The organism is Streptomyces agglomeratus (assembly GCF_001746415.1).
In the GTDB taxonomy this organism is placed as follows: Bacteria; Actinomycetota; Actinomycetes; order Streptomycetales; family Streptomycetaceae; genus Streptomyces; species Streptomyces agglomeratus.
Genome location: NZ_MEHJ01000002.1, coordinates 115,763 through 135,756 on the forward strand (window position 1 = coordinate 115,763; position 19,994 = coordinate 135,756).

A 19,994-nucleotide genomic window follows, 5' to 3' on the forward strand; every position below is an offset into this window, starting at 1 on the left:
GTGTTGCGTTGAGGGGGTGTGACTCCGGATGAGATTGTTGCTGTGCGTGGTGAGTTGGAGGACTTCGCGGCGGAGGTTTTCGAGCCGTTCGCGAGGAACGACCAGCGTCGGTGGGGGCAGGTCTATCTCCGGGGCCTGCTCACGGACGGGCAGCGCAAGTCGGTCGAGCCGATGGCCGCCCGGCTCGGGGAGGACGGGAACCGGCAGGCCCTGGCCCACTTCATCACCACCAGCCCGTGGGACCCCGCGCATGTGCGGGCCCGGCTGGCCTGGAAGATGGAGAAGGCCATCCTGCCCACCGTGCTGGTCTTCGACGACACCGGGTTCCTCAAAGACGGCAACGCCTCGGCGTGCGTGTCGCGGCAGTACACCGGCACCGCCGGCAAGGTCACCAACTGCCAGGTCGGTGTATCCCTGCACCTGGCGTCCGACCACGCGTCGGCGGCGGTCAACTGGAGGCTGTTCCTGCCCGAGACCTGGGCGCCCGGGTCCGCGAAGGCCGATCCTGCCAAGGTCACCCGCCGCACCGCCTGCGGCATTCCCGACGACATCGGGCATGTGGAGAAGTGGCAGCTCGCACTCGACATGCTCGATGAGACCCGCTCGTGGGGCATCGAGGTGCCGCTGGCCGTCGCGGACGCCGGATACGGCGACGCGGCGGCCTTCCGGCACGGCCTCCAAGCCCGCGGCCTGAACTACGTCGTGGGGATCTCCACGACCTTGTCGGCTCAGCCCGGCGAAGCCGTGCCCGTGACCGAGCCGTACTCCGGAACCGGACGCCCACCGGTGGCGGAGTACCCCGACAAGCCGCAGTCGGTGAAACAGCTGGTCATCGCGGCAGGCCGGAAGGCGGCGAAGCCGGTCCAGTGGCGTGAGGGCTCCCGGCCCGGCACCGGCCGCAGCGGCTTCAAACGGATGTACTCGCGGTTCATGACGTTACGGATCCGGCCCGCCGGACGCGAGGTCCGCCAAGCGGCCGACAGTCCGGAACTGCCCGAGTGCTGGCTCATCGCCGAGTGGCCCGCCGACCAGGCCGAACCCGTCCAGTTCTGGCTCTCCGACCTGCCCGCCGACACCCCGCTGACCACCCTGGTCCGCCTGGCCAAGCTCCGCTGGCGCATCGAACACGACTACCGGAGATGAAACAGGCCCTGGGCCTGGCCCACTTCGAGGGCCGCACCTGGAACGGGTGGCACCACCACGTCACCCTCGTCTCCGTGGCACACGCCTTCTGCACCCTGCAACGACTGGCCAGAGCCCCAAAAGACACGGCGCCGGCCTGAGCCTCTACCACGTCGTCCGCGAGCTACAGACCCTCCTCGCCACCTGGGCCGGCGCCTGCCCAACATGTCACCGCGGCATACCCACACCGACCCCAACCTGACCAAGCCCTACTAGGGCCTGTCGTTTGGATCATGCGGGCTCGCGGGGTCTGGCACCGCGCCTCGCCGGCCTGATCCAAACGACAGGCCCTAGACCCAATCCCGGTGACTTTGGTTGGTGTTGGTCGTTGAGCGTGGTGTGCCAAGGCCTGGGCAGGTGAAGTCGTCGGGTGAGCGGTTGTCGGACCGGATCGCTCTGGGTGTGTTGACGCGGGTGTTTCCGCCCGGGGTGGTGGATGAGGTGATCGCGGAGTGCGGACGCCGGGAGCAACGTTCCCGGTTGCTGCCGGCCCGGGTGGTGGTGTACTTCGTGCTCGCGATGTGCCTGTTCTCGGGGCAGGGTTATGAGGAAGTGGCCCGGCTGCTGACGCAGGGCCTGGAGCGGGTGCGGCAGTGGGAGAAGCCGTGGAGGGTGCCGACGACGGCGGCGATCGGCAGGGCCCGGAGGCGGTTGGGACCTGAGCCGCTGAAGGTGCTGTTCGACCGGGTGTGCAGGCCGGAGTCTTGGGCCTTTCGAAATGCCGCGGTGGTTCGCCAGTTCACGGACACAGGACGGGAAAGTCGGCCTTGACCCAAAGGGCTCGGATGGCGGCGGCCGTGTCATCGGCGGGGTCGTCCTCAGTGCTCCATATCCTGGCCTGGGCGGTGGAGTTGTTGACCGATGGCCAGCCCGGGTTCCCGGTGGCGGCGAAATCGGCCCACGCGCGCACCATGCGGCGTGCCAGTGCGTGGTCCGCAGGTGTGGGTGCGCCGCCGATGAGGAATGCCAGGCAGTCGGTATCGAGGTTGCCGAAGGCGAAGGGGATGTCCGCACAGTGCCAGGCCCGCACGGCTCCGTTCGGGCCGGTGCGCCGACGGTCGAAACGCGATAGGAACGCCCGGCCGCCAGCTCGGGCGTGAAGCTCGACGAGTCGGTTGCTGTACTCGCCGAACAGGAGGTCCCCGAAAACGGCGAGGTAGACATCGAGCACCGGGGCATGGGGCATCGCAGCGCGATAGCCTGCCACGAGACCGTCAGGAAGGCTGAAGTCTTCGGCGAAGAGAGCCAGCTGCTCATCGGTGGTGACCTTCGCGCTGCTGCCGACGGCATCGAGCAGCCAGTACTCCTCAGTCGTGTGGCAGACCAGCAGGTCCACTTCCCGGGCCGCACCGGATGCCATCCCCGTGAGGGGGTCGGTAGGCAGTACGGCGCCGTCAAGGACGGGGGCGTAGAGGGCGGGGTCGTAGTGGCGGGATCCGGAGGCCGGGTCACGCCGGTAGGCGTCGACCACCTTGTCGGAGGCGATGACCAGGGCCTGCGGAGTCGCGGATGTCAAGCCCTCGGGTGTGGCGGGGCAGCTGGCTGCCGCAGCGATCTCACGGGTGGTCGCCGCAGCGATTTCGAGCGTGTAAAGGGGGCTGGCGGCGCTGTGAGCGATGGCACGGTGGAACAGGCCGCGGGCGCGATCCATCACCATCAGGCAGGCAACCGAAGCGGCTCCTGAAGACTGGCCGGCGACCGTGACATTGCCAGGATCGCCACCGAAGGCCGCGATGTTCTTACGAACCCAGCGCAGGGCCGCGACCTGGTCGAGCAGACCCCGGTTGTCCGGATAGGCGGTTGCTTCGGCGGCGGGGACGTGGCCGAAACCTTCGAAGCCGAGCCGGTAGTTGAGGGTGACCACGACCAGACCGGCGCTGGCCAGCCAGGTCCCGTCGAAATCGGGTTGGGCCGAGGATCCGAAGGTGTAGGCACCGCCGTGGATCCAGACCAGGACGGGCAGACGGCCGCCCTCGGCGGCTGGGGTCCATATGTTGACGGTGAGGATGTCCTCATCGTCAGGCGACCACACGGGTGCGCCGGGCAGTTCTGCCGACTGCGGAGCGACCGGGCCGAAGGCCGTGCAGTCCCGCACTCCACTCCACGCCGGTGCCGGGAAGGGTTCCCGGAACCGATTGGCGCCGAACGGCGGGGCGGCATAGGGGATGCCGAGGATGGCGACGACTTCGGCAGAAGCCCGAAAACCTTGGACCGCACCGTTCTCTGTCTTGAAGGTATCCATCGGAACATTGCCTCTCATCACACGCCAGATCGCCGGGGAGGTGAGGCTTCAGCTTTGCATCGGGCGGACCCGAGGACCAACACCAAGATCATGATGATTGACGCACCAGTGATGTCAATTCCCGCCGCCACCAGTCCGCAGTGTCGGCAAACGATGGCGAGCTCAAGCGGTCAGCGCATCACTGCTGTTCAGGAGGTCAGCGTAGACCTCTGCCGGAGTCCGGTAACCGTGGGTCTTCCGTGGGCGGTGGTTGAGCTCGTGTGCGATGGCGTCCAGGTCGGCCTGGCTGAACGTGCGGAGGTCGGCGCTCTTGGGGAGGTACTGCCGCAGCGGTCGGTTGGTGTTCTCGTTCGTGCCGCGTTGCCATGGGCTGCGCGGCTTGCAGAGGTAGATCGGCATCTTGGTCTCGGTGGTGATGGCCTGGTGCTCGGCGATCTCCCGGCCGCGATCCCAGGTGAGCGTCCGCCGCAGTCGCGGCGGGATGCCGAGGAGGCTCTTTGTGAGGTGCGGGGTGACCTGCTCGGCCTTGATGCCGTCCGGCAGCACGACGATGGTCGTGTAACGGCTGGTGCGCTCAACGAGCGTGGCGACTGCCGAGGGACGGGTGCCCATCACGAGTCGGGTAGCGGGGACGCATTACTGCGTCCCCGCCCCCTCAGAACCGTGCAAGCAGCTATTCACCGCACACGGCTCAAGCAAGCCCCAGAGGCTCGCCGGCAGGCACAAGTGCTGAACTCGTCATCGTGGCGGCTCCATTCCGCCGCTGACAATGGGTGTGGAGGAGACGGAGTCGTTGACCGTCCGGCGTACTCTCGCCCGGGAAGGCGATGTATTGCTTGGAGATCGCTTTCCGAATGATGACCCGCCACGCTTCCCATTCCTGCGGGCTTTGTGGCGGATGATCGGCGTGCAACAGGAGCCCTCCGCAGATCGAACAACGGCCGTGTTGTGCCTGTAGAAGGCGCACGGTCATGGCGTCGACTGGCAGAGGAGTTCCCTTGCGTCGCCGCTGAGCCCAATATGATTCCAGGGCTGGGTCGTCCGGGGACGCCTTCCCCTTGACCAACTGGTGCCGGACTATCTTCGTCCAGGAGAACTTGAGCAGGTAGGCACCGCTGTCGCGGTCACCGAACACCCACCGGTCCTTCCTGGACCTGTTGAACCGGCCGAAGTACTTGTCAGATATCCAGTGCTTCGGCTTGTTCGGGTGACTGTGCTTGGCCCACTTGTAAGCGAGCTTCCACATGTGATTGTCCAGCGCCGTGAAGATCTTGCTGGACACTACCGTCCGGTAGTAGGCCGACCAACCCCGCACGATCGGATTGATCTTCTTGAGTACCGCACCGGCGTTGGCCCCTCGCAGGGCCACCATTTCGGTACTGAGCCGTTCCCGTATCCGTCTCTGAGCCGCTTTGCTCGGCTTGATCAGCAGTTTGCCGTGATAGCGGCGGACGTTGAATCCCAGAAAGTCGAATCCGCTCTCCGCGTGGACGATTCGTGTCTTGTCCTCGTGGAAAGCGAGTCCCCTGGGCGTCAGCCATGCAGCCAGCCGTTCCTTGACCTGCTCGGCCTGTTCACGGCTGGTGCACATCGCGACAAAATCATCTGCGTACCGCACCAGCACAGGGCTGCCGCTCTGTGCACTCCCGGCATCTCTGCCGGTGGTGTAATAGCGGACCCCTGCGGCTTCCTCCATTCCGTGCAGGGCCACGTTGAAGAGCAACGGGCTGATCACCCCACCTTGCGGAGTTCCCTCCTCGGTCGGGGCGAACCGGCCGAGATCCACGACCCCGGCCTTGAGCCACTGACGGACCAGTCCCCGGGCGGGGAAGGTGCCGAGAGCGGCCATGAGCCGGGCGTGGTCGATGCGATCGAACGCCGCCGTCAGATCCGCGTCGAGTACCCACGCACGCTGCGGGTTCTTCCCGTTGAGCGTGGAGTAGATGGCCCCGATCGCGTCGTGACAGCCGCGGCCGGGCCGAAAGCCGTACGACTTCGGCTCGAACCGCGCTTCCCACTCGGGCTCCAGTGCTCCCAATGCCACAGCTTGCAGGCACCGGTCAACAATCACGGGAATCCCGAGTCCGCGCTTCTTCATGGTCCCCGGCTTGGGGATAAACACCCGCTTGACGGGCTTGGGAATCCAAGGTCGGGCACGGTGCTGAACCCAGTGGGCCAATGCGGCCTTGGACTGGGAAAGCAGCACCACCTTCCCGTCGACTCCCGCCGTCGCGCGTCCAGCATTGATCTCCGTGACCCGTCGCACGCTCAGGAGCGTGTTGGAGCGGGACCGGAGCATCAGCTTCTGCAAATTGCGGACCTTCTTCAGGTCCCCTGCCTGCGATGCGTGAAGATTCTCTGCCGCAGACGCCGTACGTCTTCCTCGACCCGCCGCCAGTCAATCGACGCCCAGTCCAAGTCTTCGCCCTCGGGTCCGTTCACCGGAACAGAAGCAGTCGGAACGGCCGGGGCCGATCCGTCCGCTGTCTGCGTGGTGTCCAACTTGCCCCTCGGTTCCGTCGTCGTCGTTCAGTGATTCTGCATAGGCTCACCCGGCCCACGTCAGCACCCTTTCGGGTCCGGGCAGTTCACCCGTATCCGGACGGTTATGCGGGGCGACCGGCGGAGAGTCCGATCGTCTGCCCCGGGTTCCCGTTTCCTTTCGGCTTCCGGCATTGGCTTCTTGGGCCGTCCTGTTCCCGCTGGGGAGTTGAGCCTTCCTTACGGTCGGCTGACCAAGCCAAATCGGCCCGGACCCCAACGGGGTTTCCACGTTCCACACGAATGAGATACGACCGGGGTGGGTGCTCCCTTTACCCCGAGGCGGCGGTGTCCACCTGGCCGGAGTGACCTCTACCGGCCAGCGCCTGCCGCTTCTCAACGGCTAGCCATGCACCCCACTCACGCATTCCATCAGCGGGGCTTGGGATCACGAGGCATCATCGGGAGTTCATGTACTTCACCCGTCCGGTCTTCCCCTTGCCGGTAACTCCCGGATGGAACGGAAGTCCTTGGGCTTTCCCCTGAGCTTCGCACCACGCCGTTACCGGCATCGCACGTCAAGGGCGGGGACGGGTCATACGGACACAGACCCGTGACTGCACCTACAGCTTCATCAACTGTCTCTCCAATCGGTCAGTCCACTCAAATTCGTGCAACTTCGTGTCGCACGGTCGCCCTCCCAGTGGCCGGGGATTTTGCGGTCCTCGACCTCGGCGGGGCGGTCGGTGATGGGCACCATTCCGCGGATGATGCCTCGCCCGGTGGGCCGGCGGGCGATCTTCAGGCGGCGCATGGGCCGGGCTGACCGCAGTCGCTGGGTGAGGGTGCGGTCGATTGCCTGGCGGCGACGAGGGTCGTAGAGCGAGAGGTAGATCGCTTCGTGCGAGATCTGCATGGCGGCGTCACCGGGGAACTGAAGTCGCAGCCACCCTGCGATCTGCTCGGGCGACCAGCACAAAGCCAGCTTGGCCTCCACCAGGGCGCGCAGAGGCGGTCGTTGGGCGAGCTTGGCCTGCTTGGGCCGGCGCCCACGCGCGTAGGCTGCCGCATCGGCGGAAGCGGCTCGATAGCGGTCCCGGCCGCCGTTGCGGGCGATCTCGCGGGAGACGGTCGAAGGCGACCGGCCCAGCCGCCTGGCCAACTGCCTGGCCGATTCCCCAGCGGCGATGCCACGGGATATCTCTTCGCGCTCACTGCCACTCAGATGCCGCTCCGCTCGCTGCTGCGGGGCGAGTCGGACCCCGCCGCTCTGGCACAGGAACCGGCGGGCGCTCTGCATCGGTGCCCCGAGCGCCCGCCCGATCAAGCTGAACGACTGCCCCTCGCGCCAGCGCCTCCAGATCTCATCCTGCTGAGTCGGCGAAAACCCGTAGTCACGCACCTGTGCCTCCACGATCACATGATCATCCGTGGGTGGTGCGTTGATCACTTGAGGGTGCCGGTCGTTTGCCGACACTCACAGCTGTGGACCCAACCACCGCTACGCTCACACAATGCAACAATAATTACAGAGTGCTACTTGTCGCTTGGCGGCGGCTCGGGGATACAGGGCCTCCTCAACCGCCACCGGCTGCGACGTTCCTGCGCAGCAGCCAGTGCCACCACCGGCTCTGTGGCCGTTGGGTGGACATGGCTAGCGCTGTCTCCAGCGCGTTGCGGGTGCTCAAGGTATGCGTGTGCTCGTCGCCCAGGATGCGGACGCGGTCATCGAGGGCTCGGCGCAGCAGGTCTATCGCCTCGGCCTGCTCACCTGCACTGGTCAAAGCGAGAGCGAGGTTGTGGCGACTGGCAAGGGTATCCGGGTGCTCGGGGCTCAGGATGCGGGTGCGGTCCTCCAGGGTCTGCCGGTGCATGCGCACTGCTTGTGCGTGCTCGCCCATCCCGTCCAGGGCGAGACCGAGGCTGTCGCGGCTGGCCAGCGTGTGCGGATGCTCGTCGCCCAGAATGCGGGCGTGGTCGTTGAGCGCCTGCCGCAGCAGCTGTATCGCTTCCGTCTGCTCACCCGCCCTGGTCAGGGCGCTGGCGAGGTTGTGGCGGCTGAGCAGGGTGAGGTGGTGCTCGGGGCCCAGGACACGGATGCGGTCGTCAAGGGTGCTCCGGTGCATGCGCACTGCTTGTGCGTGCTCGCCCATCCCGTCCAGCGCGAGACCGAGGCTGTCCCGGCTGGCCAGCGTGTGCGGATGCTCGGGGCCCAGGACACGGGTACGGTCGTTGAGGGTCTGCCGCAGCAGACCCACCGCCTCGGCATGCTCACCCGTCCCGTCCAGAGCGCATGCGAGGTCATTGCGGCTGGTCAAGGTATCGGGGTGCACGGGGCCCAGGATGCGGGTGCGGTCCTCCAGGGTCTGCCGCAGCAGGCGTACTGCCTCGGCCGGCTCTCCCATTCCGAACAAGGCATTGCCCAGGTTGTTGCGGCTGGTCAAGGTATCGGGGTGCTCGGGGCCCAGCATGCGGGTCTCGACGTCGAGGACCCGTTCATGCAGCAGGCGCGCCGCACCGAAAGCGCCAGCCTTCTGCAGCACCTGCGCCAGGGCGTTGAGAGTGGTGCGGTGGTGTGTGGCGGTGCGCGGGTCCGCGTAGTCGAGCAGCAGCGGCAGGTGGGGGGCGAGGAGCACGGCTGCAGGCCAACCAGCGCGCCCGCGCTGGTTGGCCTCGTGCACGGCCGTGGTCAACCGCTCGGCAAGGGCCCGGTGCCACACGGCGAGATCGGAGGTCTCGGCCGTGAGGGCGACAGCGTTAATCTCTCGGATCAGGGGATGCAGCACCACCTGCGCCCCCTCACTGCTGCCCGACGCCGGGCCGGTGCTGCCGGGAGAGTGGGGCAGGCCGAGGAGACCGTAGCGGTGCAGGCCGGCGAACGCGGCCTCCAGGGCCACCGCGGTGACGTCGTGTCCGGTGACGACGGATAGCAGGTCCGGGGTGATCAGGGACAGTGGGACGGGGGCTTGAGCCAGCAGGGCCAGCAGTCGCAACAAGGGGCGGGCCAAAGCGTTGCCCTCCCCGGCGAGCTGGTCCAAGGACACCTCCCAGGTGTGCCGCACCACGGCGCGGGCGACCTGCGGATGGGAGGCATTCGGGTGCGCCGCTCCCAACAAGAACCGCAGTTCCTGTTCCAGGGCCTGGCGGTAGGCGGCAAAGGTGCGGTAGCGGCTGGTGGGTCCGGCCAGATAGGTGCCGGCCGCGTGCAACGCCAGTGGCAGCCCGCCCAGTCGCGCCGCCAGCTCCCGGGCCTGCTCGGCGGTGCCGGCCACGGGAGCAGCGTCCAGCAGGACCTGCCCCGCAGGTCGCACCGGCAGCGGCTCCAGTGGCAGCAGCTGTGCGCACGGACCCCAGGTCTGCTCGCTGCCATCCCGGCTGGTCACCACCAGCAGGCCCCGGCCGTGAGGACGGATCCAGCCGCGATAGTCGGCCACCGGCTCCCCTGCCGGGCCGATCTCGTGCGGCTCGTCGGCGTTGTCCACCACCAGCAGCCACCGCCGCACCCGGCCCAACTGTCGCCAGACCACATCCGGCAGGCTCGCCTGCCCCGCTCGTGCGGCCTCCAGCTCTGCCTCTGGCAGGCCGCAGGCCAGCGCCGCCTGCACCATCTGCTGCGCCAGCTCGGCACCGTCGCGCCAGCACACCCAAAACACTCGCCAGCCCGCCGCCTCGGCCTGGGTGGCCAGTTGCGCGGCCACCGTTGTCTTGCCCATCCCGCCGACCGCGCACAGCACCGCGAACCGGCCCTGTGGCCGCCGAAGCATGCCTGCCAGCACGGCGAGTTCTCCCTCACGCCCCCGCACGCGCTGAACATGCGGGGGGCGTAACGAAGCCTGCTGGCCTCGGGCCAGTCGGCTCACCGGTGCCAGCCGCGCCGGGGGCCTTGCTGCGGCATCCAGATGCCGGCCCCACAGCAACAGCCCGATGCTGCCCGCCACCAGCACGGCGAACACCGGCCAGATCACCCACGCCTGCGCCGCCCAGCCAGGCACCGCGGCACTGGCGTAGTTGGTCACCGGCCCCAGCACAGCCGCCACCAATGCGGCCCCTCCCGCTACCGCCGACCCGGCCCACGCACCCCGTCTACGCCCCATGGTCTGCCACCCCCGTCCACCGTCACCCAGATGCTCCCGCCTGGATCACGTCCATGGAAGGTTGCGGGTGGTCACGACGCGGGCGGCGGTGTTGCTCCGGTTCAGCGGCCGGATGCCGAGCCTGCTGCTTCAACGCCTCATCCGCCGCGCGGCGCGGCCCGGGCACCAGGGCAGGCAGCAGGTCGAGCCGCTTGTCCATGTCGAGGCGGAAGGTGCCGTACGGGTTGATGTTCGACCAGAACAGCGCAGTCAGTCCTCGCCGGTCCTCGTCGGACAGCTTCTTCGCCCAGGCCAGTTCGGCGAGGACCTGCTGCAACAGCAGGGTGTTGACGTGCACCAGGGCGGACTGGAGGAGGTGCAGCGCGAGCATCGAGGTCTCGGCGTGTTCCTTGTCCGGGCCGGTCAGGGCGCCGTCCTTGCCGTAGTGCAGGACGGTGTTCGCGCTGTTCCAGTTCTCCACGACCTGGAGCCCGCCGTGGATCTCGCGGCGCAGGCCGGGGCTGGCGAGGTAGTCGCACGCGAAGGTCGTGCGTACGGCGCGGCCGAGTTCTTCGAGCGCGGAGTAGGTGGGGTGCTTGGGGCCGCCGCGGGTGAAGCGCCGCAGCACCTGCTCGGCCTCGGCGGTGCCCAGGCGCAGGGCGGTGGCGTACTTGACCATCTGGTCGTACTGCTGCTCGATCAGGTCCCACTTGATGGCCCGGGTCAGGGAGGCGCCGAGCGCCGACCACCCGGGCGGGTCGTCGTCCGGGCTGTACAGACGGATGCTGCCGATGTTCTTCAACCGGGGCAGCAGCCGGAAGTTGAGCAGCTCAGTGAAGGCGAACCCCACCACGCTCGCGCCGTGCGTGTCCACGTAGTTGGACTCGATCTCGGCGTCCGTGCAGTGCCGCAGCAGGCCCTCGATCATCGCCGCAACCGCAGAGGAAGAACAGCTCTTGAGCTGCGAGTAGATGCAGACGTTCTTGCGCTCCACGGTCGGGTAGCCGGGGCCCATTGCTGGGACCCCGGCCCCCTCAGAACCGGGCGAGCGGCTTTCACCGCACCACGGCTCAAGCAGGTCACTGGGACCGCTTCGCAAGCGGAGGAGGGCGGTGGCGCTCTCCGCGGCCCACTGCAGGAACGGCCTGGCCGGAGATCCGGTGACCTCGGGCATCGGAAGCTGCGACTTCGGGGTTCCGCCACACGGAACAGGTTTTGGCGCGTGCCCGAGAAGCTGCCTATACCTGGGGCCGACCCCATTCGCCTTGGAGGTGACGCGTGTCCTCCATCGCCCTGCTCGGGAGTTCGCCGTGAGCCAGCCTGTCGACAACTCCGCCGCGGTCCGTCAGGCGGCAGACCTTCTGGCGGCCGCCGCTGAAAGCGGGCCTTGCCCGCCCGTCCGGGATCTGCTGCCGGACGGCAACATTGACACCGCATACGCGGTCCAGCGGATGAATACCTCGCGCCGGCTTGCCGGAGGGCACCGGCTGGTAGGCCGCAAGATCGGCCTGACGTCCAAGGCGGTCCAGCAGCAGCTAGGCGTCGACCAGCCTGACTTCGGCGCCCTGCTGTCGGACATAGCAGTGCCCCAGGGCGGCACCGTCCCCCCTGACCGGCTCCTGCAGCCCAAGGTGGAGGCCGAGGTCGCACTCGTACTCGCCTTTGACCTGCCGGATGCCCAGTGCACAGCCGAAGACGTGGCGGCTGCCACCGCCTTCGCCGTACCGGCATTGGAGATCGTGGACAGCAGAATCGCCGGCTGGGACATCACCCTCGTGGACACCGTCGCGGACGCCGCTTCTTCGGGCCTGTTCGTACTGGGCGAGCCCGAGACGCATCTGGACACCGTGGACCTGAGCTCCGTACAGATGACCATGTCCCGCAACGGCCAGGTGGTCTCGGAGGGAAGCGGCGCAGACTGGTTTGGAAGCCCTCTCAGCGCCGCCGTATGGCTGGCACGCACCCTGGCCCGCATGGGCGACCCGCTCAAGGCGGGGGACGTGGTGCTGACGGGTGCGTTGGGGCCGATGACCGCCGCGGTACCTGGAGACACCTTCACCGCCTCGATCTCCGGCCTGGGAGAAGTAGCCGTCCGTTTCGCCCTCGAAGGAGAAGCCAGTGAGTGACCGCACGAAGGTAGCCGTCATCGGATCGGGCAATGTAGGCACCGACCTGATGATCAAGATCCTCCGCCTGTCAGAGCATCTTGAGATGGGGGCCATGGTGGGCATCGCCCCGGCTTCCGACGGTCTGGCCCGGGCAGGGCGTCTGTCGTTCCCGCTCTGGCCGAGAATTACGCACGCATGGATTCCCGCCTGCACGGCACGCTGACCTGGGACCGCGGCATGGAACTGGCAGCTCATAAGCGCCTCAGCGCCGACACCGGCATCGACGTGTTCTTCGCGGCACCACGGAGCCCCTGGCAGCGAGGCACCAACGAGAACACCAACAAACTGCTCCGCCAGTACCTGCCCAAGGGGACCAACCTGTCGACCTTCAGCCAGGACGACCTAGACGCCATCGCGACGAAGCTCAACAACCGTCCGCGCAAGTGCCTGGGGTTCCGGACGCCAGCCGAGAGCGTTGCCTTGACCGGTTGAATCTAAGGTGGCCCGCTTGAGGATGTCGACGTCCTCGCGCAGGCGGCGGTTCTCCCGCCGCAGCGCCGCCAGCTCCTCGCGCTCGCTGCTGGTCAGCCCGTCTCGCTCGCCCGCGTCGACGTCGGCCTGCTTGACCCAGTCCCGCACCGCGGTTTCGGTCAGGTCGAAGTCCTTGGCTATCTGACCGACCGAGCGGTCACCGCGCCGGCACAGCTCGACGATCTCGGCCTTGAACTCCGTCGTGAACGAACGGCGAGGGCGAGGCTTCCTCTTCCCCATGCTCTCCATGATGGACATCCTCCCGGGGACGAACCCCTGATCTCGAATGTCCGTCAAAGCGGATCAAGCCCAGGGGCACAGCGAACAGTTGGCGGTCGACGGTGAGGCGGAGCCGGTGGTCGTGAAGCCGGGCGTATGGATTTCGAACACGAAATCGAGGCGGGACCGGCTCGATGCCGAGCAGCTCGCCGCCCTCACGAAGCTAGACGTCGACTGGGCAAGGCCGGTGACAATCCCCCAGGCCACCCCGGACAACCTCTGACCGCTTCCGGCCCCCGGGCTTCCTGAGGCTCGGGGTCCGGTGCTGTGGTCGCGCGCCGGCCTGTCGTACCCGGGCGACCGGGAGTCCTGCAGCTTGCCGACGAGGCGGGCCGCCGTCTGGAAACGGTCCCTCAGTGAAGTAGTCGGCGTGGTCGGCTCCCCTTGACCGTATGACCTGAGGCAGCTGAAGGCCGACCGCTACCCGGCTGGTCCACCGACGCCGGCCGCACCGAGGACATCGGGTGGCGCCAGTCCCGCACCACGCTGCTCGAGGCCGTCGCACGCCACCACCACGCTCACCTGCTCGCCGCCATCGTCGAGCTCGGCGGTGAGCTGGAGCTCCCAGCTACCCGTAACGGGCGCTTCAGGGGCGCGGTCATCCCAGAAGGCTGCGCGGTCAGCGCCGGCCGCCGCCGATGCGGCGGTCGTCGGCCAGTGCGGTCAGCGGGCCGAACTCGCGGACAAGCTGGTTCCACGTCAGTACCTCGCCACAGCGGGCCGGGAACTCCTTCGGGTTGAACTCGGGCATGGTCCAGGTGCCAGTGCCCCGGTCCCGCAGCCACAGGTCCCCGTCACCGTCGACCACAGTCGGCGGGACCGGTACGGGCTCGGCCTGATCGGTGGGCTCCCAGGTGACCCGGCCCGGGTGGGAAACGCGGCGCAGCTCGGTGGTGGCCAGCCGCGCGGCCAAGTCACGGGTGGACTCTTCGGCGTCCTTGACCGACTCGAGTCGGTATGCGTCGTCAAGTACGGGCAGGGCTGGATTCTTGCTGCGCTTTGAACTCATACGCTGACTACCTCCGGTGGGGGGCGTCACATCCGTTATGGCACCCCGTAGAGCAACACGGTATCCGAGGCGGGAGCCGGGCCGGCTACGACCACTGTCCAGGTGGAGGCGCTGGCATACCGGGCGGTGGGGCTAGGTGGTGAGCTGGTCCTGGACGTGGCGCAACCCGTGGTGGTAGCGCTCAGATATGGCGGTCCGGGTCTGAGAAGGTGAGGCCGCCGGGGGCGAGCGGACGTCGGGCCGGGGCGGGTGCGGGCTCGGTCTCGCGGGGCGGCTGGCGGAAGTCGGCGCCCTGCTCGACCGGCATCAGCCGGCGCCCACCCGCCTGGGCGGGTACGGGAGCGTCGGAAGCGGGCTCGGAGAAGGCGGGCAGCGAGAGCGGTCGACGGTCGGTCATGATCCCTAGTCTCCCAGGTCCGGCCCTGCGGGTAGGGCCAGGCCGCTATCAGCGGTGATAGTGCTCTGGCCCTGGCCAGCAGGGCCAGGCTGGTTGTTTCAGCTCACCAGAACAGAGCGGTTAAGCCACTGCTAAGAAACAGCCGTTCGGCAACCCGTCACGACGTGGGACGGGTCCTCGCAACCGGCGAGGCGTACGCCAGACCCGCCCATCCCAAGAAGGGCACCAAGCCCCGCCGGCTGGATAAATGACAAGCGCTGAGTAGGCCCGGAGCGCGGTGCCGGGATTGCTCCCGGTCCGTTTCTCCGGACCTCTCGCCGAACCCGCCGTGCGTCTCTCAACGCAACGGGCTCTCCACGGTCTCTGCCGTCAGACGGGGGTTCGCAGGCTGCCAAGGGTTGGGGATCGTGCTGGCTCGGTATCGGTAACGGCTGACCGTGACCGATGCGATCCGGAACAGCTCGATCCCGTCCGCCGCGATCGGAAGCCACCGCCCGGTGGGGGTGGTGAACCGGCGGCGGATGTCGCCCCAACTCCATCGGTGACGTTCCCGCAGCATGCGGATGAGACGCCACCACACGAAGGCGTCGAGCCTGTCGAAGACATGCTTGGCGACAGCGTGCTTGAAGTAGTTGGCCCAACCGCGCATGATCTGAGTGGGCGTTAAGTCCGGTCTTCCTCGGTTCGTGATCGCTCGATCGTGGTACTGATCGCCGTCCCGGCCGCCTGGTGAGCATGTCCATGTTGAGATGCGAGCGTGAAGAGAGAGCCGTACCTCAGCGACTTATCAGACGAGCAGTGGGCGTTGATCGAGCCGATGATCACGGCCTGGAAGCAGGACAGGGTGGCGCGGTCGGCGACCGGAGATCCCGGGTCCTGCGACCTCCGGGAGGTCGTGAACGCGATCTTCTATCAGAACCGGACGGGCTGTCAGTGGCGCCTTTTGCCGCATGACTTCCCGGCCTGGTCGGCGGTGTTTACTACTTCGGCCTGTGGCGTGAGGACGGGCTGGACCAGCGGATCCAGGAACTCCTGCGCTGCCAGGTGCGGGAGAAGGCCCGCCGATTAGAGGACCCGTCCCTCGTGATCATCGACACGCAGTCCGTCCGCGCCGCGGCGGGTGTCCCGAAGACCACGACGGGGCTGGACGCGAACAAGAAGGTGTCGGGGCGCAAGCGGGGACTGGCCGTCGACGTTCTGGGGCTGATCATCGGCGTCGTCGTCCTGGCCGCCTCCGCGCACGACAACGCCGCCGGCACCGCCCTGCTCGACCAGGCCGCCGAGCGGTGCGGGATGCGCCTGGAGAAAGCGCTGGTGGACCAGGGCTTCAAGGACGAAGTCATCATCCACGGCGTCCTGCTGGCATCGACGTCGAGGTCGTCCGTCGCAACCCTGCTGACCAGGGCAAAGGGTTTGTCCCGCAGCCGAAGCGGTGGGTGGTCGAGCAGACGAACGGCACGTTGATGCTGCACCGGCGTCTGGCCCGGGAGTACGACCACCGGCCCGACACCTCCGCCTCACGCGTCTACTGGGCCTCCACCGCGAACATGGCCCGCCGCCTCACCACCCCCGCTCCGGCCTGGCGCGACATTCTCGGGCTGGCCGCGTGAACGTCTCCGAGCTCCTGGCCTACCTTCAAACCCAGCAGGACGAGGCCACCACCCGGGCCGCAGAACTACGCGGCCAGATCGAGCACCTCACCGCTGCCCTGGCCGAGAGCGAAGCGCGACTCACGGATCTGGCCACCACTCGAAAAGTCATCACGGAGGCCGCACCAGCAGGAGCCGAACCCGATCCACCCGAGGCGAACACCGCCTACCAGGACATCGTGAACGCGTTCAACCAGCACCCCGACCAGGTGTTCCGAGCTCGCGAGCTGCACGAACTCCTCGGCATGCCCACCGACGAGGCATCCGTCAACATCACCCGCAGCCGCCTCGGCCGCCTCACCCGCCAAGGCTTCCTCACCCAACCCGGACGAGGCCATTACCAGAAACGGACTTAACGACCTCTCATGGGTACACGACGACTGCTTCCGCTCGCCCTTACCGCGCTCCTGCTGAGTGTTACCGCTCCAGCGGCTACTGCAGCGCCCGCGGTTGCGGCAGTCCCTGCAGCGGATCCCTGCGGGTATTTCACCAAGAACCACCTGGCCTTCTACAACCACTGCACCACTGACGGTTCCAGAATCCAGATCAAGATCGACCGGATCAATGTGTGGGACACCAAGCACTGTGTCGACCCCGGTAAAACTCAACTCGGCACCACTTCACAGATCCGCAATGCTTGGTACACCGGCAAGCTCTGCCGCCCAGCTTAGAATTCGAACGGAAGAGATTTTGATGGCGAGACGAGGTTAGCGACGACTGACGAGTCAGCCTCGGGGTCGCCGGTTGCGCTGATGAAGTCGTCGTGGTGGTGCGGCCCGTCGCCGCGGCGTACGCAGAGCGCACCAAGCCCTGGCGGGTCGGCGGGGCGGTCGTCCTGGCGGTGATCACCGACCAGGAAGGGCGCTGGTGGCAGACCTTGAAGTGTTGCTCGCCCTGCGCAGCCGCCGTACCCGGCGCGAAGGCCGTCACTCCCGCCCCAGCTACCACCGGACTGGCCACCGCCGACCCGCCCGTCGACTGCTCCTGGGGGTGCTCCCCTCTGTCCCGCGGGCGATTGGAGTTCCCGAGCCGGAGGACGGCGCCTGGACGGGTGCTGCCGTTAGCCAGCAGGGCGGCATGCCGCAGAGGCCACATCCGTGCCCTGGGCCCTCCGGCCGCTCATCCGGTCAGAGGGCGTCGCGGATCAGCTCTCCTTCGGCAAGCCGGAGGTGCCGGCCCTCACCGAACATCTCGGCAAGGGTCATTCCCGGGTATTCGATGGGCTCGTGACGGCCCTCCAGTGGGACTCGCGCCCGCCACTGGATGCCGCCGTGTTCGACGATGACGTCGGCCCAAGAGCGGGAGGGAGCAGTGATCCCCGTCAGGCGGGCGCCGTGGCTGGAGAAGAAGTCGAGCTGGGTGGCGAGCTGCTGGACCAGCCAGACCAGGTGGGTCCAGGGCGGCGACGGCGCGAGCGGTGTGTAGTCCCAGTTCTGGCGTTCGGTGTCGTCGTCGGGGACGGGGCCGACGGCATAGAAGGGGATCCTGTCCTCTGGCTGGTCAGGGGCACTGAGGGTGAAGCGGCGGTTGGTCACGTCAACCTGCTGCAGTTCGACGCCTTCGGGGCCGAGCTGGAAGGCGAGCGAGGCCACACGGAGCAGGAAGCGGGCTTCGGCACCACCGCCCTCCTCACCCTGGTCCGCACCGCCGGTGGCACCGGCCGCGGGCGGGAGGGGAGAGTAGGAGGCGGCGTAGTGCTCGGTATCGCTCATGTCGGCTGTGCTTTCCAAGAAAGAGGGACGCCGCCCTGAGCCTACCCAGCCCAGGGCGGCGTGCATGGTCCGCAGCCTCGGTTACCGCAGCGGAGTGTAGGCCGCCTCGCAGCGGGTCTCCTCAGCCCTGCGTGCGGCCGAGCCTGTGGCCGGGAGCGGCTTGTAGCCGGCCTTGTGCTGGAAGGTGTCGACCGTGGTGGCCGTGACCGTGGATTCGCTGCGGAAGCTCTCGGTGAGTGGCTTGTACCCGGAGCGCAGCGTCTCACCTTCGGCAGGCGCGAGGTGGGAGGCCGTGCGCTGGTTTTGCTTGTTGAGCGTTGTGGAGACCCAGGCGGGGCAGCGGACGACGCCCTCGCAGTAGCCGGTGATGACGCCCTTGGGCTTGCGGTCGCGGCAGGAGTGCCTGATGCTCTCCTGCACCGCGACGATGACCTTGTACTGCTTGACGAGGCGGCACGTTCCGTTCGTGCACCTGTACTTGCCGGCGTAGCCCCACTGCTTGTACGACGTCCCGCCTTGGTGCCGGCGGTTGGGGCCCTTGGTGATGTACTCGATGGCCCCGTACTTGGTGATGGCGTGCTTCTTCTTGACCTTTGTCCAGCCGAAGCCGCTCTCGCGGCCGTCCACGCGCTTGAAGTAGCCCTGGCGCAGCGGCATGTTGCCAGGCCCCGAATACTTCAGGCTTTTGAGGATCTTGTACCGACCGGTGGCGGCCTGCGCGGCGCTGATGGCTTCTGCTTGGGCGGCGCTTCCTAACAGGACGAGCGTGGCGATGGCAGCGGTGGTGGTCTTGCCGTGCTGCATGGTCCCCCTTCGACAACTTCCCCGCTGAAGCCGGGGGGAAATCACCGTAGGAGGTGCACCTCTCGCCTTCAACTGATTGTTGAGACGATGGCAACGATCAGGCCAGGGCTTGCTCACTCATCTGGACGGTTCCCTTCTGCCACCGGAGTCACATGCGGCCCTGGAGCCAGTGGGTCATCATGCTGGCCACGCAGGTGCCGAGGCCGTAGCAGCAGGTGGCCCAGCGCGGCTCGGCGGCGCTGAGCCCAGCGATCCCGAGGGCCGAAAACGTCTCGGAGTGTGCGCATTGTGCTCAGGAGTCAGTGGTTCAGGTCCAGTACGCGGACCGGCTCCCCCGCCCACCGGTGCGGGGCGGTGGTGGCGATGACCGCTCCGTCGGGACGGTCCGCGGTGGGCTGCGCGGCGTACTGGCTGTGTGCTGCGGCCCAGGTCTCCTGCCGTGCGACGGCCAGGGCGGCGGCCAGGTCCAGATCGAGGACGGTGATGCCGGGCAAGGAGGCCAGGTGTTCGGCCGTGCCGGGCCGGGCGCGATCGGCTTCGACCAACGCGCACGCCGGGGCGTACAGGAACCAGCCCGCCTCGGCGTGGGCGCGGTGGATCAGGCGCGAGGCGAGGACGTTGCCCTGGTCGGCCGCAGCCATCGCGGTGTCGTCCAGGACGATGTGCATGGCGTCGCTCACCGGCCGGTCACCTGAGCCAGGCGCCGGTCCAGCTCACTGTCCAGGTCCCGCTCCTCGGCAGCAGTCGGCGCGTAGCCGCTCCACTCCGTCAAGGCGGCCTTGGCCTTCTCGGCCCGCTCGGCCCGCTCGGCCGGAGTCAGCAGCGTCTCGGCCAGCCGCGCCAGGTAGGCCCGCAGCGACAAACCCTCAGCGGCCGCTATGGCCGCCAGCCGGTGCTTCGCTTCCTCGGGAATACGGACATTGGCATCGGACATCATCGTGCTCCTTGGCCCCATGGGTACGGGTACGTACCCGTACCCTACTCGCGGCGGGACAGGTTTCAGACACGACCCCTGGCAAAGCTGAGGTGGCGGACGGCCCCGTGGTGGGAGGCGCCGCCCCTCCCGGCCTCCCACAGGAGGCCCGACAGGTCAAGGAGACCGAGAAGCTCGGCGAAGAAGATTGCCGGCCCCACGGCGGTCGGCGTGACTCAGCCGAGGTACCCGAGGTCTCGGTCTGGCCTGCACACGGGACACGGAATGATGCCTTCGGTGAGCGCCCGCAGCGCCTGCGCCCGGTCAATCGCGTGAACGCGCTTGACCGCCATGCCGCAAGCCCCGACGTGTACGGCCATAGGCGGTCTTCCCTCGCCGATGCCGAGCTGAATCACCCAGTCCGGAGGCGGTGGGGGCGGCCGGCGAGCAGCCAGCTCGGCCTGGCGCTACTCCTCTGCGTGAAGCCAGCACCTGGTCTGATCGAGCTGCTGGAGCTGGACGCGCTCCAGGAAGCGGAGCAGCTCCACCCGCGACAGATTATCGGACACGCGTTCTATTCTATGGTGGGCGCGCAAAGGACCCTTCGACCTCGA

At 67.7% G+C, this 19,994-nt stretch carries 18 protein-coding genes and 6 pseudogenes; 9 read left to right on the top strand and 15 right to left on the bottom strand.

The window, feature by feature from the left end:
* Positions 1–18 precede the first annotated feature (18 nt).
* Together AS594_RS37215 and AS594_RS37220 are read left to right on the top strand one after the other, a co-directional pair.
* Positions 19–1,283, top strand: a pseudogene (locus tag AS594_RS37215) (IS701 family transposase).
* Positions 1,284–1,539: 256 nt separating this feature from the next.
* Positions 1,540–1,953: a transposase domain-containing protein gene (locus tag AS594_RS37220; protein ID WP_069931073.1), complete on the top strand. Its 414-nt coding sequence runs from the start codon at positions 1,540–1,542 to the stop codon at positions 1,951–1,953.
* Here the strand turns inward: AS594_RS37220 and AS594_RS37225 are convergent.
* The 6 genes and pseudogenes from AS594_RS37225 to AS594_RS37250 all read right to left on the bottom strand — a co-directional run bounded on the left by AS594_RS37225 (position 1,922) and on the right by AS594_RS37250 (position 10,993).
* Complete coding sequence (locus tag AS594_RS37225; protein ID WP_069934050.1) at positions 1,922–3,424, bottom strand: carboxylesterase/lipase family protein; 1,503 nt, start codon at positions 3,422–3,424, stop codon at positions 1,922–1,924. The two genes, AS594_RS37220 and AS594_RS37225, sit on opposite strands and share 32 nt — an antisense overlap.
* Before the next feature lie 162 nt (positions 3,425–3,586).
* A pseudogene (locus AS594_RS37230) lies at positions 3,587–4,042 on the bottom strand (IS30 family transposase); the annotation flags it as partial.
* Positions 4,043–4,115: 73 nt separating this feature from the next.
* Entirely contained in the window at positions 4,116–5,735 is a 1,620-nt protein-coding gene (gene ltrA / locus AS594_RS37235; RefSeq protein WP_141747240.1) for a group II intron reverse transcriptase/maturase, read from the bottom strand.
* A gap of 861 nt (positions 5,736–6,596) precedes the next feature.
* A pseudogene (locus AS594_RS37240) lies at positions 6,597–7,307 on the bottom strand (IS30 family transposase); the annotation flags it as partial.
* 175 nt (positions 7,308–7,482) lie between these two features.
* Positions 7,483–9,921, bottom strand: coding sequence for an FxSxx-COOH system tetratricopeptide repeat protein (fxsT, locus tag AS594_RS37245; protein ID WP_167368146.1), 2,439 nt, complete (start codon positions 9,919–9,921; stop codon positions 7,483–7,485).
* Between the two features lie 100 nt (positions 9,922–10,021).
* Positions 10,022–10,993, bottom strand: coding sequence for a transposase (locus AS594_RS37250; protein ID WP_240509346.1), 972 nt, complete (start codon positions 10,991–10,993; stop codon positions 10,022–10,024).
* A 295-nt stretch (positions 10,994–11,288) separates the two neighbouring features.
* On the opposite strand from AS594_RS37250, the gene AS594_RS37255 reads away from it, so the two are divergent.
* The 3 genes and pseudogenes from AS594_RS37255 to AS594_RS42040 all read left to right on the top strand — a co-directional run.
* Positions 11,289–12,104 carry a 2-keto-4-pentenoate hydratase gene (locus AS594_RS37255; protein ID WP_107358154.1) on the top strand — a complete coding sequence of 272 codons (816 nt, stop codon included), beginning with the start codon at positions 11,289–11,291 and terminating at the stop codon, positions 12,102–12,104.
* 49 nt (positions 12,105–12,153) lie between these two features.
* Positions 12,154–12,255, top strand: a pseudogene (locus AS594_RS48200) (acetaldehyde dehydrogenase (acetylating)); the annotation flags it as partial.
* A gap of 44 nt (positions 12,256–12,299) precedes the next feature.
* Positions 12,300–12,578, top strand: a pseudogene (locus tag AS594_RS42040) (IS30 family transposase); the annotation flags it as partial.
* Here the strand turns inward: AS594_RS42040 and AS594_RS37265 are convergent.
* Positions 12,489–12,866: a transposase gene (locus AS594_RS37265; protein WP_167368147.1), complete on the bottom strand. Its 378-nt coding sequence runs from the start codon at positions 12,864–12,866 to the stop codon at positions 12,489–12,491. The pseudogene AS594_RS42040 and the gene AS594_RS37265 overlap by 90 nt on opposite strands.
* A gap of 37 nt (positions 12,867–12,903) precedes the next feature.
* Between AS594_RS37265 and AS594_RS37270 the strand changes: the two genes are divergently transcribed.
* Positions 12,904–13,119 carry a hypothetical protein gene (locus tag AS594_RS37270; protein ID WP_069931078.1) on the top strand — a complete coding sequence of 72 codons (216 nt, stop codon included), beginning with the start codon at positions 12,904–12,906 and terminating at the stop codon, positions 13,117–13,119.
* A gap of 396 nt (positions 13,120–13,515) precedes the next feature.
* On the opposite strand, the gene AS594_RS37275 is transcribed toward AS594_RS37270, so the two are convergent.
* From AS594_RS37275 to AS594_RS37285, 3 genes are all read right to left on the bottom strand, one after another.
* Entirely contained in the window at positions 13,516–13,905 is a 390-nt protein-coding gene (locus tag AS594_RS37275; protein WP_069931079.1) for a hypothetical protein, read from the bottom strand.
* A gap of 181 nt (positions 13,906–14,086) precedes the next feature.
* Positions 14,087–14,302: a hypothetical protein gene (locus tag AS594_RS37280; protein WP_069934051.1), complete on the bottom strand. Its 216-nt coding sequence runs from the start codon at positions 14,300–14,302 to the stop codon at positions 14,087–14,089.
* A gap of 337 nt (positions 14,303–14,639) precedes the next feature.
* A complete protein-coding gene (locus tag AS594_RS37285; protein WP_069931081.1) occupies positions 14,640–14,951 on the bottom strand; it encodes a group II intron maturase-specific domain-containing protein in 312 nt (103 codons plus the stop codon).
* 108 nt (positions 14,952–15,059) lie between these two features.
* Between AS594_RS37285 and AS594_RS43510 the strand changes: the two are divergent.
* The 3 genes and pseudogenes from AS594_RS43510 (at position 15,060) to AS594_RS42045 (ending at position 16,622) form a co-directional block, all read left to right on the top strand.
* Positions 15,060–15,912, top strand: a pseudogene (locus AS594_RS43510) (IS5 family transposase).
* Entirely contained in the window at positions 15,909–16,307 is a 399-nt protein-coding gene (locus tag AS594_RS37300) for a hypothetical protein (protein ID WP_176733066.1), read from the top strand. Before AS594_RS43510 ends, AS594_RS37300 begins: the two are co-directional and overlap by 4 nt.
* A 9-nt stretch (positions 16,308–16,316) precedes the next feature.
* Positions 16,317–16,622: a DUF6355 family natural product biosynthesis protein gene (locus AS594_RS42045; RefSeq protein ID WP_079148517.1), complete on the top strand. Its 306-nt coding sequence runs from the start codon at positions 16,317–16,319 to the stop codon at positions 16,620–16,622.
* A gap of 456 nt (positions 16,623–17,078) precedes the next feature.
* On the opposite strand, the gene AS594_RS45135 is transcribed toward AS594_RS42045, so the two are convergent.
* From AS594_RS45135 to AS594_RS46900, 5 genes are all read right to left on the bottom strand, one after another.
* Positions 17,079–17,663, bottom strand: a complete 585-nt coding sequence (locus tag AS594_RS45135) for a hypothetical protein (RefSeq protein ID WP_069931082.1) — start codon at positions 17,661–17,663, stop codon at positions 17,079–17,081.
* A gap of 81 nt (positions 17,664–17,744) precedes the next feature.
* Entirely contained in the window at positions 17,745–18,467 is a 723-nt protein-coding gene (locus AS594_RS43515) for a hypothetical protein (RefSeq protein ID WP_069931083.1), read from the bottom strand.
* Positions 18,468–18,766: 299 nt separating this feature from the next.
* Positions 18,767–19,135 (bottom strand): PIN domain-containing protein, encoded by a 369-nt coding sequence (locus AS594_RS37315; RefSeq protein ID WP_069931395.1) that lies wholly within the window; start codon positions 19,133–19,135, stop codon positions 18,767–18,769.
* A gap of 8 nt (positions 19,136–19,143) precedes the next feature.
* Positions 19,144–19,401: a hypothetical protein gene (locus tag AS594_RS37320; protein WP_069931396.1), complete on the bottom strand. Its 258-nt coding sequence runs from the start codon at positions 19,399–19,401 to the stop codon at positions 19,144–19,146.
* Between the two features lie 215 nt (positions 19,402–19,616).
* Positions 19,617–19,796, bottom strand: coding sequence for a DUF6233 domain-containing protein (locus tag AS594_RS46900; RefSeq protein WP_256097118.1), 180 nt, complete (start codon positions 19,794–19,796; stop codon positions 19,617–19,619).
* Between the last annotated feature and the right edge of the window lie 198 nt (positions 19,797–19,994).

What these genes read in the sequence shown, in the direction of transcription:
- AS594_RS37225 (WP_069934050.1), bottom strand. Translation starts at nt 3,424, where the DNA reads ATGGATACCTTCAAGACAGAGAACGGTGCGGTCCAAGGTTTTCGGGCT.
- AS594_RS37250 (WP_240509346.1), bottom strand. Translation starts at nt 10,993, where the DNA reads ATGGGCCCCGGCTACCCGACCGTGGAGCGCAAGAACGTCTGCATCTAC.
- AS594_RS37265 (WP_167368147.1), bottom strand. Translation starts at nt 12,866, where the DNA reads ATGGAGAGCATGGGGAAGAGGAAGCCTCGCCCTCGCCGTTCGTTCACG.
- AS594_RS37270 (WP_069931078.1), top strand. Translation starts at nt 12,904, where the DNA reads ATGTCCGTCAAAGCGGATCAAGCCCAGGGGCACAGCGAACAGTTGGCG.
- AS594_RS37275 (WP_069931079.1), bottom strand. Translation starts at nt 13,905, where the DNA reads ATGAGTTCAAAGCGCAGCAAGAATCCAGCCCTGCCCGTACTTGACGAC.
- AS594_RS37280 (WP_069934051.1), bottom strand. Translation starts at nt 14,302, where the DNA reads ATGACCGACCGTCGACCGCTCTCGCTGCCCGCCTTCTCCGAGCCCGCT.
- AS594_RS37285 (WP_069931081.1), bottom strand. Translation starts at nt 14,951, where the DNA reads ATGCGCGGTTGGGCCAACTACTTCAAGCACGCTGTCGCCAAGCATGTC.
- AS594_RS42045 (WP_079148517.1), top strand. Translation starts at nt 16,317, where the DNA reads ATGGGTACACGACGACTGCTTCCGCTCGCCCTTACCGCGCTCCTGCTG.
- AS594_RS45135 (WP_069931082.1), bottom strand. Translation starts at nt 17,663, where the DNA reads ATGAGCGATACCGAGCACTACGCCGCCTCCTACTCTCCCCTCCCGCCC.
- AS594_RS43515 (WP_069931083.1), bottom strand. Translation starts at nt 18,467, where the DNA reads ATGCAGCACGGCAAGACCACCACCGCTGCCATCGCCACGCTCGTCCTG.
- AS594_RS37315 (WP_069931395.1), bottom strand. Translation starts at nt 19,135, where the DNA reads ATGCACATCGTCCTGGACGACACCGCGATGGCTGCGGCCGACCAGGGC.
- AS594_RS37320 (WP_069931396.1), bottom strand. Translation starts at nt 19,401, where the DNA reads ATGTCCGATGCCAATGTCCGTATTCCCGAGGAAGCGAAGCACCGGCTG.